Source organism: Peteryoungia rhizophila (assembly GCF_004912145.1).
Taxonomy (GTDB): domain Bacteria; phylum Pseudomonadota; class Alphaproteobacteria; order Rhizobiales; family Rhizobiaceae; genus Allorhizobium; species Allorhizobium rhizophilum.
In genome coordinates, this window is the sequence record NZ_STGT01000001.1 from 310,130 (window position 1) to 323,544 (window position 13,415).

Below are 13,415 nucleotides of genomic sequence, written 5' to 3' on the forward strand. Positions count from 1 at the left end.
GCGGGACCTTATTGCTCCGGGGCAGTGTTGGGCTGCTGGGTTGTGTCAGAGGTTACCGGGGCATCGTCGGTCGGTTCCTGCGAACCCGACGCCGGTATCCTTGCGGAATCGGAATTCAGAGCGCTGAGCATAGACCGCTTGGTTTTGATGTCCTCGGTCAGAGCCGCCTGCTCTTGCCGCAGCTCCGAGACTTGTTGTGTTAAGGTTTTCAGCTGGCCCTGCAGAGCATCGATGTCTGCCGAAATGAGGCGCGTCTGCTCCGCTGTGCCTTGAAGCTTGCTCAACTGGGATCGAAGAGCATCCAGGCTTGCCTGTTCGGTTTCGCGCTGGCTCTGCAACTGCAATAGCTGTCCCTCGGCGCCAGCAATCTGCTGCCTTAAGCTTTGCTGAGCTGCGTCTGCCGCGCTTCTACGTCGCTCTGCCTCTGCCGCCTGAGAAACAACGACGCGGGCAGCCGCAGCGTCTCTTTCAAGTGCTTCGATCGTGGCTGCAAGTTCGGCTTTTTGTTTTTGGGCCGCGTCTATTTGGGGCAGCAGGCTTGCAAGTTGGCTCTGAGCTTGTGTTCTGAGTTCCTCAGCTTGTCTCTGCCGACCTTCCGCCTCAGCCGCAGCAGATCTCGCGGCGTCGGTGGCAAGAGTTGCGCTCTGTTGCTGCCCCTCGAGCCGTGCGATGTCTGTGCGAAGCTGCTGCAGCTTTTTGTCTAGGTCTTCGTTACTCGTCGCTACTGCGTCTCGGGCAATCTTGAGGTCGTCGGCGTCCTTTTCCGCCGATGCGGCTTCAGCCTTCGCGCTCTCTACTTGGCTCTTCAGTGTCGTGAGTTGATCGGCATAGTTTTCGACCTCTTGCTCCAACGAGGCCTTCGTCGATTGTAGGTTCGCCTGGTTCTTTTCTAAACCTTCCACCTCTCGTTTCAGATCGTCTAAGTCGCTACTACGAACTTGCGCATCAGCAATTTTGCGGTTGAGCTCCGAAAGCCGTGCGTCTGCATCTTCGAGATCCTGCTGCTTCAGGCTGTAGGCCTGCTCACTGTCTTTCAAACTCTGCGTCAGACGATCCAATTCCGTCCGAGACTTCTTTTGCTCAGCCTGCAGCTTCGACCTCTCAGCCTGGAGCGACGAGACGGTTGCCTTTAGGCTCGCTGCTTCTTCAATGGCTGCTTGCGCAGCTCCTTGCCGCTTTGATAGTGCCTGCAAGGCAGTCTCGCCTTCGTTCAGCCGAGTTTGCAATTCAACCAACTGGTCCTCAGCGGCTTTCAATGAGCTAACCTTATTGGTGAACTCGCTTTGCAGCTTTTCAAATTCTCGGTTCTTCGACGCGATCTCCGAGTTGATCTCATCTCGCTGTCTGACTGCAGATATGCGCTCATTATTAAAGCGATCAATCTCTGATGCGATCACGCCATAGCGACGTTCCAGCTGATCCATTTGGAAGAAGATCGTTCCAAGCGCTGCAACTGAGACACCGGCCAGCAAGCCGGCCAAAACGGTGAAACGATGCGATTTACGAAAGTTGTTGTTTGACGCGCTCAATGCATCCCTCCAAATCCTTTTCCAGCTCGTCGACCCAGAAGCGCTGAACGCGCCATCCAAGTGATTGAAGCTGCTTGTCCCGCCAGTGATCGGCGAGTTTGCGTTTTCCATCTGTGTCCGCGTGCCAATGGCGTCCGTCGATCTCTAGGTCGAGCTTGATCTCGCCTCGCCCGAACAGTGCAAAGTCGAGCCTGCGGCCGGCAATCTCGAATTGAGGGATTGCTTCAAGCCCCTGCGCCTTGAGTGCGTAAAACACCCGCCGCTCCCATTCGCTGTCGAACGTGGTCTCTGCAGTGCGCTTTCGCGGTTCGGTGGCCACCCTTGCGAGCCTCTGGAGGCTGCTGACTTTGCCCGAGCGTGCGTAGCTGAGATCCCCGAACACGTGAGCAACTGCACGCGCACGACTGATCGCTACGTTCAACCGACGCCAGTCTTTCTGGACAAAGGAAACAGCAGACATGGCGCTGGATGGTCCGAGGCAGGGTGAGAACAGGATCAGGTCACGTTCCTGCCCTTGGAAGCTATCCACTGTTCCAATTCGTAGATCGGCCTTTTCAATCACTTGCTCCGGGATTGCCGCATGGATCGCGTCGCTCAGTGCCTGCACCTGAGGTCGGAAAGGCGCAATAACGCCAACGGTGCCAGAGTATGCTTCTATAAGGAGCAAGAGCTTCAGGTGATGCGTGATGGCAGAAACTTCGGCCAGATTCACATTCGTCGACATGGGCGTCGACGGAGAGGGAACGTCCTTCCAGACGATTCCAGGTTTCAATCCAAGGGGCGCGTTCAGCCTCTCCTGGTCGCCAGCGACACGCAGCTTTCCTCCGTAAAATGCTTCGTTGATGTATTCGACGATGTCTGTTGCTGAACGGTATTGGTCCCGCAACATGACCTTTGACGCTCCCGGCGTAAGGTTAGCCAAGTCGAACAACGATTGCCGGCTTTGTGCGAAGCGGCCCATGGAGGCTATTGGCAGACCTTGCGCCTGCATGAGGTTGCGGTCATGGGCGATCCCCAGCTGACTGATGAAAGACAGCTGCTTATTGTCACCCACAACAACAGCGCGCTTGGCACGCGCGAAAAGGGGCAGCGCTGAAGCGACATCGCACTGACTGGCTTCATCAAAGATGACCAAGTCGAAAAGCCCCGCCGCCAGCGGAATACGCTTTGGAGCACCGAGGACCGACGCGAGCCAAAGCGGGCGGCGACCAACGACCTTCGTGGCCAACTCAGGACGTAAGGGGCCGGTCGACTGAGCGAGCTCAAGATTCGCGTGCTCTTCACCCAATTGCTGTCTTTCAGCCTCGGTCAGCACCGTCCTTTGGAGAAGAGCCCGCGGCATGATCGACTGGACAAGTTCCGCAATCTCCGCCGTCAACGAAACAGGATCCTCTGGCGCGCCAAGGCGCTCACATTCCTGCTGCAATTCGGCAAGATGCCTCTTCAGTGTCTCGTCCGAAGCGCCTTTGGCTGCCGGATCATCGTTAACGATGGCAGCACTTTTTCTCCCGATGATCCGATTGAGCACTTCGAGCAGTCGGGTAAAGATGGAAACGCGTGCGGCGGCTGATGGCGCTTCGGACGGATTAGGTTCCGCCTCGCGACGGGCTTCCAGGCGCTCGATAAGCTCTGCAATATGGCATCGCAGGCGACCAATCTCATCAATCGTCCGCAACGCGTCTGCCCTCAACCTCGCGGTATTGGCAAGCTTCGCACGGGCAATTAGATCTGGGGCAGGACCCGGCCTACTAGGCTCTCGAATCAATTCCGTCAGGATTGCGTTGAATGACAAATCTAAGTCCCTAGCGGGATCGAGTGTCCGAACAATAAATGGCACGTCGTTGGCAATACCGCGCAGCCGCTCTTCAACCGCATCGAGGGCTTGATGGTTCTTCGATGCCACAAGGACAGATCCGTCCGCATTGAGGATAGATGCCACAATCGAGACGATAGCTTGACTCTTGCCGGTCCCCGGAGGGCCTGTGACGACCGTGAGGCTAGAGCCCAGCGCTTTCTCAACTGCTGCAAGTTGTTCTCGGTTGAGCGGTCCTGTGTTGAGCGATGCGGCGGATGTAGGCTCAACCGAACTTTCTAGGCCAAGGATTGGCGCAAGAGCCGTTCTCGAAAGCTCGTCTTGGCTCCATGTCGCAATACGGTCGAGATCACGAACAGCTCCGGCAGTGAATGTGCTGTCTGTTGGCAGAAAGATGCCGGCGATGTTGTAGATTCCAGGTTGAGCTGGATCGAGTTCTGTCGAAAGGCTACGTCCGGAAAGCTTTCCCTTGATGCTGCCGCCCACTGCCTCTTTCAGTCGCACTAAAAAGTCGTCCATTGGCAGACCGGTGCCTTCCGGTTGACTGAAAACTTCGCGAAGAGCTTTTTCAGTCCATCGCTCACTACGTGCCGCCCCTTTGAGCCAGTCAGGATTCACCAGAAGATCATCGGCGTCGATGGTAAGCTCCAGATGTGTCTCGGTGCGCACCCAGTCCGCGCTAATCAGACCGATCGGCCAGATGACCGGAGAGCCTTTGGTTTGGCTGACGGCGATAGGCCACCCGACTGCCATTGTCTGTTCGTTGGCTTCACGTTTCAGCAACGCCTTTCTGAACTCGTCAGAAAGATCACCAAGCCCGATCTTGACTTGGATACCTTGCCCATCGTCGCCGGTAAGTGGACCTGATCCCGTTATGAGATGAAATTGGATTCCATGGCGCTCTTCAGCCTGAGAAATCGCGCCACGTGGATCGGAGCGAAGAGCTGAGCGGTAGTAACGTAGTAACGCCGCGGGCTCAGGCACATTCGGCGCATCAGTTGGCTCAGGCAAATCGCCACTTTGGGTGAGGCTGAGAAAGACTGCGGGCGCTGCCTGCAGAACTCCCGCACCTGATGAATCGGCTGGTGCGCCGACAGCGGTTGCCATGGGACGCATGGCAGAGACTGCACGCCAGCGGCCGTCGCGACCTTTCGAGATCTTGCCGGCTTCGGAAAGGGCGGCAAGCTCGGCATAAATGGAAGCTCTCATCCTCGGATCGAAATCGACATCCAGGAGAGCAAGCAGCTCACTCGTCGTTCGTCCGCCTGGCAACGCAGAGATCGTTCGGAGCAGAAGAGACATAAGCTTTTCTCTATTAGGATGTTAAGCTATTAAGCTTCTGGCGAACCAAGAGAAGAGCCGAATGGTTTGAAGGTAACCCAGGAATCTGCATTACAGTCATTGAACGGTATGTCATCGCTTCGCACGGCATAGGTGCACAATCATTCAGTGAAATGTCAATGATGATTGAAGCAAATGAGACCGATTTCCCGCCACACTTTTGGGCTTGTGGAAAGCGATTTTAACGGTTCAGCCCCGCGCGGTTCAGTTGACCGAGGAAGCTAGGAGTTTTCCTTAGGTAGGCTCGTGGTCTCGTGGAAATCTGCAATGCGATTATGCCACCGGCTTCACCTTCTCCCACCCCAGCATGTGCTCGTTCTTGTCGAGCCAAGCCTTACGCTCCTGCCAGTCTGGCAAAACGCGCCCAACGAAGTCCCAGAACTCCGGTTCATGGTTGCGGTGCTTCAGATGGCACATCTCGTGGACCACCGCATATTCGAGCACCGGCTTCGGCGCGAAAATCAGGTGCCAGTTGAGGTTGATCTGCCGGTCCTGGCCGCAGCTGCCCCACATGTGTTTCTGCTCCTTGATCACCACCCCGCGTGGCTTCAATCCGTGGCGTTCGCCATGCTTGCGGACGAAATCGCGGGCGTCGTCACGCACGCGGCGTTTCAGCCAGAGACGGAGCGCGCTCTCGATGATGGTATCGGATGACTCCGGCGAGAGGTCGACGGGCTTGTGGATCTGGAAGCCGTTGCGAAAGCTGACCTCGACCAGGGAGCCATCGAAGGGCTCGATGGTGAGCCGGGCCATCCGGCCGCGATAGGGGATCTTGGCGCCAGTCACGAACTGGTAGACGCGCGTCTGCGCTTTGGCGCGTTCCGCCATATGCTGCACGGTCTTGATGATCCAGGCGCGCCGGCGGTCCAGCACCGCGCTGATCTGTTCGTCGGTGGCGCTGTCCGGCACCAGGAGCTCGAAGGATTTTGGCGTGACGCTGAGGCTTGCCCTGCGGGCTTTGGGCGAGCGCCGCAAGGTGTATACGATCTCCTGGCTGCCTATGCGATAGACGGCCATGTCACTGCCCCGCAAAATGCTTGAGCGCGTAGGCCTCGACCTCTTCCGGGATCTCCCTGAGCTGCTTCAGACCGGCTAGATGCGCGATCGAGCGCACCTGCTGGCGCAGGCTCTTGCGAAGACCATCCTTCGCCCACCAGCCTGATGGAGCGGTCACGGGGTCGGTGTAAAGTTTCTCCAGCCGCATTGCCAGATCCTCGCCGTGCGGTCCGGAAGTGAAGCCGTTCAGGATCTGCAGGATGCCGTAGGCGCCGGGAGAGAGACCTGCCTCTAAATGCGCGGCGTCCTCAGCCGTGATGTCCTTTGCCAGTTCTTCGGCTGCCTTCAGCTTCTCGCTCCAAGATAGCTGCGCGCTTTCGAGCTTTTCCAGAAGTTGGCGCAGGCGCTCCGAGAACTTGCCGTATTGGTGCGGACTGTCGTCAATCCGCTCGGTGACGGTCTTGCGCAGCTCCGTCGTCTTGCGGATCGCCGCCGTCATCAGGTCTTCCTCGGTCTTGCCCTCGGGATCGAAATCCTCCCAGAACTCCGGATCCGTGATGTGGCGCAGCTTGACGGTGACGCTCAGACCCGTTGCCTCCAGATGCTTCTCCAGCATCTCGCGGATCTTCTCGCTGTAATTCATCTGGTCGAAGGCCTGGCGCTTTTCGAAGTGCTGGGTGCCATAGAGCAGGAAGTTCGCGACCCATTTCAGATCGGCGGTGAACTCCAGAACGCTCGGGTCAGGGCTCAGCGTTTCATAGAGCGCGATGAAGCTGCGCGCCCTAGCCTTGAAGTCGAACCACTTATCCTCGGTGCCCAGCAGCTTCACGAAGGCATCATATTCCGCCTTCAGCGCGTCCTTGTCGTTCGCCTTACGTTTCAGCGATTTCATCAGCGCGGCGACGGCGGAGTGGGCTGCCTGTAGCTGATTGCGCAGATCGTCCAGGTCGCGCATGGCGTTCTTCACGTCATCGGCGCGGTAAGAAGAGAGCGCCTCCTCCAGATGGCCGGAGACGCCAATGTAATCGACGATCAGCCCGTTGCGCTTCCGGGCGTCGGAAACGCGGTTGGTGCGGGCGATGGCCTGCAACAACCCGTGCTCCTTCAGCGGTTTGTCGAGATACATCACGCTTTCGATCGGGCAGTCGAAGCCAGTCAAGAGCTTGTCGCAGACGATGAGGAACTGTGGATCGTCGCCCTTGCGGCCAAAGGCCTTCTTCGCCAGCTTTTCGGCCTCGGCATCCAGATAATGCGCCTTCAGCTCAGTGCGGATGGCCTGCTTGTGCGCATCCTCGCTCGGCTTGCTGTCTTCCTGGTTGATCGAATAGACGCAGGCCGACATGGCATTGGCGCGGGCTAGCGCCTCGGCAGGCTCGATGCCCTCGGCTTTCAGATCCTCGGCAATGACCTTCGTCAGCGCCTGCTTATAGAGAATCACCGCCTCGCGATCGATGGCGACGATCTGCGCTTTGAAACCATCTGGCCGGCCATATTGCTTAAAATGCGTCCAGATGTCGTAAGCGATCAGTTCGATGCGGCGCGGATGCTTGACCAGATCCTCGATCTGCACCCCGCGTTTCTTGATCTCGTTGAGCTTGTCATCGTCCAGCTCGGCAAACCAGGTGTCGAACAGGATATCGATCTTCGCCTCGTCGATATGCCAGTCGGTCTTGCGACCGGTATAATAGATCGGCACCGTCGCGCCATCGGCAACGGCGTCGTCGATGCCGTATTTGTCGAGATAGCCTTCTCCCGGCACACCAAAATTCTCGTAGGTGTTCTTGTCGTCCTTCTTCACCGGCGTGCCGGTAAAGCCGAAGAAGCGGGCGTTGGGCAGCGTTGCGCGCAGATAGGCGCCGAGATCCTTCTCCTGAGTGCGGTGGGCCTCATCCACCATCACGATCCAGTTTTCGGAATTGGCAATCGCCTCCTTCGAGCCCTGGAATTTGAAGATGGTGGACAGCGCCGTATGTCCGTCCGTGCCGCTGCGGATCAGCGCGTGCAGATCTCTGATGCTCTCGATCGGCGTCGGGTTCGGCAAGCCGCAGGCGACAAAGGTGCCGCTGATCTGGCTGTGCAGGTCCACCCGGTCGGTCAGCACCAGAATGTTCGGATTGGTGAGCCGCTCGGACTGTATCGTCCGGTGCGTCTTCAGCTTCAGCGCTGCAAACACCATGGTCAGCGATTTGCCGCTGCCCTGCGTGTGCCATATCAGCCCCTGCCGGTGCTTGCCCTCAATGACGCGTTCAACGATGCGATTGACGGCGCGGAACTGCTGATACCGGCATATCTTCTTGATCGTGCCTGTCTCGGTCTTTTCGAACACGACGTAATGCGCGATCAGATCCAGCAGCCGGCTTGGCTCCAGCAGGCACCAGAGGCCCTTGGCGAGCGTATCGGTAAAATCACTCTCCAGCTTCGGCCAGGGGTCGCGCCATTCGGCATAGTATTTGGAGCCGGAGCCGCTCGCGCCATACAGCACCAAGGCGCCGTCGGTGACGATGTTGCAGACATTGGAGAAGAACAGGCGCGGAATGTCCTGCTCATATTGCCGGATCTGCTCGAAGGCCTCGCCGGTCTTGTCTTTCACATTCAGCGGGCTTTTCGCCTCGATCACGATCAGTGGAATGCCGTTCACATAGATAACGACATCGGGCTTGCGCGTATTCTCCGCCTTCACCCGCAGCTGATGCGTGACGGAGAACAGGTTGTTGCTGGGATTAAGAAAATCGATCACCCGCAGCGTCTGGCGCGTCTCCTGGCCGTTCACCTTGCGGGCATAATCGCCGCGCAGCACTTTTAACCAGGTCTCATTGCCGCTGATCGCCGCAAGCTCGCCATAGGCGGCCTCGGCAGACGCGCGGTCGATCCCGTTGATGCGCATCAGCGCGTCGATGAGCTGAGGGCGAAACAGAACCTGGTTCTCGCCCTGGCGCAAACTGGCATGCTCCGCCGGCGCCACGAAGCCATAGCCCATGGCCTTCAGATGCTCGATCGTCGGGCGCTCGGCAAAATGCCATTCGGGGCCTTGGCTCATTGGGCGTTTACTCCGCAGCCATGGGCAGAGCGTCGGTGACGCGCTTGCGACCGGTGAGGAGGTCGGACATCAGGGCGGATTTCAGGCGCTCCCCTGAAGAGAGGCTTTGCATGAGCAGGTCTGCTTGCGTATCCAACGGTTTAAGTATCGCAGCTATGGCTCTTTGCTCTGCAAGCGGAGGAAGAGCGACCGTGCAACTCTCGATGTCGGAACGGCTTATATGTGGAAGGTCCGTGCCGACCTGCTGCTTTTCGAGGTGCCTTCGGACACTTCCGGCTGACGTGATCTGCCAAAGCCAATCCGGATCGCAATCTCCCGTCGGAGTAAGGCGTCCAACGCGTTGAAGCAGCAGGCAGGGCAAATCCGACTTCCTCAAACGGGCAACTTTGAAACCCGCCGAAATGAACGGTCGGTCCATCGCGATGATGATATCATTCTCGCCAAGCAGATACTCGGAAAATTCATCGACACGTTCTGCAGGAAAACACTTGGTCACGCCTTCCGACCAATCAAATGAACCGACGCCGACATTCGATCCACGCAAAAGCTTGATGCCGCTTTCGGTGAACTCCGCACTCTTGAACGCATAGCCAGGCTGGAGCCTCGCGAATTGCCCAACCTGTGCAACCTCCCACCCCTCCGGAATTTCCCCGATATCCGTCTGTTTGAAACACGTGTGGTCGATGCCTTTGGTCAGCAGGCGTTCCAGCACGCCCTGTTTCAACTTCCTGGTCTGCTCGATCACCGCGCACATTGAGGCAATGGCCTCATCGACGCTCGCCAGGATTTCGGCGATACGGCGCTGTTCCTGGAGTGGGGGTAAAGCGACCTCTACTTCGTGAACGACGTTTCGGTTCAACGTCGGCACTCCGGTTCCTGTGCCAAAACGATCAAGTTTGAAATGCTTCAAGAAGCATGCAACGAATTCCGGATCGTTGCCGTGGAAATCTTTCACATAGAGAGTGGTGTTCAGAGGCCAGCAGCCTTCTGAGATATGGAAGACCTTGCCGAGAGTGCCGCTTCGTCCTGTTATAACTGACGGACCGGGAATTCTCGGTTCCGAGTGACTGTCTATCTGTCCGTTTGAGGCGATTACAGCGAACGTTCCTTGCCGCCGATCCTGCACCGGAAGATCAAAGCCCCTTTGCAGCGTGATGAATGTGTCGAACTTACCCGCTCTCCACCCCTCCGGCACCTCACGCAACATAACCAAGCTCCCGCAGAAAGCCCATCATTCGGGCTTCCGCCGCATTGCGCTCGGCCTGAAGCTCGACCAGCTTTTCCACTTCAGCCGCGACATCGACCTCGTCCGCCTCTTCGCCTAGATGCATATAGCGGCTGATATTGAGGTTGAAGTCGTTCGCCTCGATCTCGCTCACCGGCACCACCCGCGCCAGCCGCTCGGCATCGTCAAAGTCGCCATAGGCCTTCGCCAGAGTGGCGACATTGGTCTGCGACAGATGATTCTGTGCCTTGCCCTCGACGAAATGCTCGGCGCCGTTGACGATCAGGATTTGGCGCTTGCGTGCCGTCCGCTTGTGCTTGCGTAAGATCAGGATGCAGGCCGGAATACTCGCGCCATAAAACAGATTGGGCGCTAGGCCGATCACGGCCTCGATCAGGTCATCCTTGATTAGCCCCTCGCGGATCTTGCCTTCCGCCCCGCCGCGAAACAGCACGCCATGCGGTAGCACCACGCCGCAAACGCCCTCTTCCTTTAGGCTCGCCACCATATGCTGCACGAAGGCGAGGTCGCCGTAGGATTTCGGCGGGCAGCCGTAACGGTCGCGGCCATAGGCATCGCCCTTCGACCAGACATCATGGCCCCAGCTTTTCAGCGAAAACGGCGGGTTAGCCAGCACCCGGTCAAATGTGCGGATGGCCTTCACGTTATCGCCGGTCAGATGTTTCGGCTCCAACAGTGTGTCGCCGCGCGCCACCTGCGCATCGTCGATATCATGCAGGAACAGGTTCATCTGGCAGATGGCCCAGGTGTTGAGGTTACGCTCCTGGCCGAACAGCGAAAGGCTTTTCGGGTTTTTGCCCTGCCGCTCCAGATGATGCACCGCCTCCAAGAGCATGCCGCCTGAGCCGCAAGTGGGGTCATAGATCGACATGCCTTCTTCCGGCTTCAGGCACTCGACGATCAGCCGCACGACCATCTTCGGCGTATAGAACTCGCCACCCTTCTTGCCGGCATCATCAGCAAACTGCGCGATCAGATATTCATAGGCCTGGCCCAGCACATCCGGCTCGACATCGCTATTGCGCAGCCGATAGGTCTCGAAATGCTGCAGCAGCTTTTCCAGCATTGCATCCGGAAAGCGTTCCTTGTTGTTGAAATCGACATCCTGGAAGACGCCGCGCAGCTTCATGTTCGCGTCTTCAATGGCGCGGAATGCATCGTTCAACTTCGGACCGATATCGGTCGAGTGCTTGCGCATATCCTTCCAGAAATGGCCCTTGGGAATGTCAAAGCGGTGCTCGTCCGGATCAGCCGCCAGATCGGCATCATGATAGCGCGCCAGCCGCTCCTCATACTCTTCCTCCCAGACATCCGAGAGGCGCTTGAAGAACAGAAGACCGAAAATGTAGTGCTTGTAATCACCGGAATCGATCGATCCCCGCAGGATATCCGCTGCCCGCCAGAGATGATTTTCCAGCTGTGCCAGGCTTAACGTCGTCATCTATGCTTATCCCTCACATCAGCCGCAGGCCGATCCTACCAAATCGCTGCGCACCGGCAAATTATCTGGACAAGGGCGACAAAGCGAATAGAAATTTGAGCACAATCTGTGGTCACACCCGAGGTGAATCTTGAGCGATATCAAACTGTTTCACTTTGGGGGCGCTCAAGTGACCGAGCTGCCGGGCACGGCCATGCAGGTGGAGAAGTCCCTGCAGGTGCTGTTTGAGGCCAATCTTGAGGCGCTGCTTGGCATCCGCTTCCTGGCGACGGAGCACTCGACCGGTCCCGTGCATGGCGGCCGCATCGATACGCTTGGCCTGGATGAGGACAACTCGCCCGTCATCATCGAATACAAGCGCTCGGTGAACGAGAATGTCATCAATCAGGGCCTGTTCTATCTCGACTGGCTGCTCGACCACCGCAAGGAATTCCAGTGGATGGTGATGGAGCGGCTTGGCGCCGATGCTGCCAATGCTGTCGAGTGGACAGCGCCGCGCCTGATCTGCATTGCTGGCGACTTTACTCGCTATGACGAGCATGCGGTCAAGCAGATCGCGCGTAACATAGAACTAATCCGCTATCGCCGGTTCGGTGACGATCTGCTGATGCTGGAGCTGGTGCACGCGCCGAAGACGGCGAGTGTAAGCACGCGGCAAGCTCCGAAGACACTACCAGTCACTCCCGGCATCACTGTTGGGGAGACACCAGGTGAAGAGCCTGATCCTTACTTCACGCAACGACAGGCCTATCGCCTAGCGCAGTCATCGAGCGAGCTCCGCGACATCTTCGACGCCGCCTACCAGTTCCTGATCGGTCTCGGGGACGATGTGCAGGTGAAGGAGCTCAAGCAATACACTGCGTTCAAGCGGATCAAGAACTTCACTTGCCTGCAGATCTATCCGCAGGCCCGCAGCATCGCGGCCTATGTCAGACTCGATCCGTCAACTGTCGAGCTGGAGGAGGACTTCTCGCGCGACGTGACGAATATCGGACATCACGGGACGGGTGATCTGGAAATCATGCTGCGATCGATGGCTGATTTCGAGAAGGCGCAACCGTTGTTGCGGCTGGCGTATGAGGGTGGGTGATGCTGCGTCAGCAATGACCACTTCCGTTGTTGGCTTCGATTCAGCCTGGACCGACAATCCAAAAGCGCCAGGTGCAATTTGTGTTATCCGGCTCGACGCACACGGCGCACGGTTGCATATGGAGCCGAGGTTGGCTTCATTTAGTGAAGCCGCCGCGCTTATTCATGCAGAAAGGCTTGAGGTCAACAAGTGTGTCGTCGCGCTAGATCAGCCGACCATTGTTCCAAATCTCAGTGGCTCACGTCCGGTCGATAAAGTGGCGGGAGCTCTAATATCCTGGGCTGGCGGTGGAGTGCAGCCGGCCAATCGGTCGAAGCTTGGTATGTTCGATGACGCTGCACCCATCTGGCGGTTCAAGCATGCGATTGGCGCTTTTGAGGACCCAGACGCGGCACGGACTGCATCGACAGGGCTGTTTCTGATCGAGGTATTTCCCGCGCTTGCCCTGGTTGCTATCGATAGCGCCTATTGCAGGCGCCTGGGGGCTCCAAAATATAATCCCGCCAACAGACGCATGTTTCAACTGGATCACCTGCACTCCGTAGCTGAGACAATCCGGGCATTCGGAACACGAAATGGCTTGGAGCATCTAGAACTTTGGTGTTCAACCGCGGCGGCGAACCTGACGCCGACTAAAGCTGACCAGGACAAAATCGATGCGATGATCTGTGCTCTTGTCGGTTTACACTGGCTCGTGGCACCCCGTGAGCAATCTGTCATGATTGGTGACCTGGTCAACGGATATATGATTGCTCCGGCGCTTAGCGGCGTCCACGAGCGACTGGCCATAGCTGCACGAAAGAGGAATGTGCGGATTAGGTAGTGCGCCCTTAAGTTGCCGGCACGCAGCGGTCATTGTCAGGCGGATATAATGCATGCTCTTCAATTAACATCTCGAACTTGCCGCCATGCGATAGCCCGC

The 13,415-nt window shown here is 57.6% G+C and carries 8 protein-coding genes; 2 read left to right on the top strand and 6 right to left on the bottom strand.

Annotation, left to right across the window (positions count from 1 at the left end; all coding sequences use genetic code 11):
• Positions 1–8: 8 nt before the first annotated feature.
• The 6 genes from E9677_RS01580 to E9677_RS01605 form a co-directional block, all read right to left on the bottom strand.
• Positions 9–1,529 carry a coiled-coil domain-containing protein gene (locus E9677_RS01580; RefSeq protein ID WP_136556345.1) on the bottom strand — a complete coding sequence of 507 codons (1,521 nt, stop codon included), beginning with the start codon at positions 1,527–1,529 and terminating at the stop codon, positions 9–11.
• On the bottom strand, positions 1,501–4,644 hold the full coding sequence (locus E9677_RS01585; protein WP_136556346.1) for an AAA domain-containing protein: 3,144 nt from the start codon (positions 4,642–4,644) through the stop codon (positions 1,501–1,503). The genes E9677_RS01580 and E9677_RS01585 overlap by 29 nt, the downstream gene beginning before the upstream one ends.
• A 312-nt stretch (positions 4,645–4,956) precedes the next feature.
• Entirely contained in the window at positions 4,957–5,700 is a 744-nt protein-coding gene (locus E9677_RS01590; protein ID WP_136556347.1) for a M48 family metallopeptidase, read from the bottom strand.
• A gap of 1 nt (position 5,701) precedes the next feature.
• Positions 5,702–8,716 carry a type I restriction endonuclease subunit R gene (locus E9677_RS01595; protein WP_136556348.1) on the bottom strand — a complete coding sequence of 1,005 codons (3,015 nt, stop codon included), beginning with the start codon at positions 8,714–8,716 and terminating at the stop codon, positions 5,702–5,704.
• Positions 8,717–8,723: 7 nt separating this feature from the next.
• Positions 8,724–9,923 carry a restriction endonuclease subunit S gene (locus E9677_RS01600; RefSeq protein WP_136556349.1) on the bottom strand — a complete coding sequence of 400 codons (1,200 nt, stop codon included), beginning with the start codon at positions 9,921–9,923 and terminating at the stop codon, positions 8,724–8,726.
• Positions 9,913–11,403 (bottom strand): type I restriction-modification system subunit M, encoded by a 1,491-nt coding sequence (locus tag E9677_RS01605; protein ID WP_136556350.1) that lies wholly within the window; start codon positions 11,401–11,403, stop codon positions 9,913–9,915. Before E9677_RS01605 ends, E9677_RS01600 begins: the two co-directional genes overlap by 11 nt.
• A 130-nt stretch (positions 11,404–11,533) precedes the next feature.
• On the opposite strand from E9677_RS01605, the gene E9677_RS01610 reads away from it, so the two are divergent.
• Together E9677_RS01610 and E9677_RS01615 are read left to right on the top strand one after the other, a co-directional pair.
• On the top strand, positions 11,534–12,493 hold the full coding sequence (locus E9677_RS01610) for a DUF5655 domain-containing protein (protein WP_136556351.1): 960 nt from the start codon (positions 11,534–11,536) through the stop codon (positions 12,491–12,493).
• A 13-nt stretch (positions 12,494–12,506) separates the two neighbouring features.
• Positions 12,507–13,316 carry a DUF429 domain-containing protein gene (locus E9677_RS01615; protein WP_235882824.1) on the top strand — a complete coding sequence of 270 codons (810 nt, stop codon included), beginning with the start codon at positions 12,507–12,509 and terminating at the stop codon, positions 13,314–13,316.
• Positions 13,317–13,415: the final 99 nt, after the last annotated feature.

Bases quoted from the DNA above. Each gene is read 5' to 3' on its own strand.
- E9677_RS01600 (WP_136556349.1), bottom strand. From the start codon at position 9,923: ATGTTGCGTGAGGTGCCGGAGGGGTGGAGAGCGGGTAAGTTCGACACA.
- E9677_RS01595 (WP_136556348.1), bottom strand. From the start codon at position 8,716: ATGAGCCAAGGCCCCGAATGGCATTTTGCCGAGCGCCCGACGATCGAG.
- E9677_RS01590 (WP_136556347.1), bottom strand. From the start codon at position 5,700: ATGGCCGTCTATCGCATAGGCAGCCAGGAGATCGTATACACCTTGCGG.
- E9677_RS01585 (WP_136556346.1), bottom strand. From the start codon at position 4,644: ATGTCTCTTCTGCTCCGAACGATCTCTGCGTTGCCAGGCGGACGAACG.
- E9677_RS01615 (WP_235882824.1), top strand. From the start codon at position 12,507: ATGACCACTTCCGTTGTTGGCTTCGATTCAGCCTGGACCGACAATCCA.
- E9677_RS01605 (WP_136556350.1), bottom strand. From the start codon at position 11,403: ATGACGACGTTAAGCCTGGCACAGCTGGAAAATCATCTCTGGCGGGCA.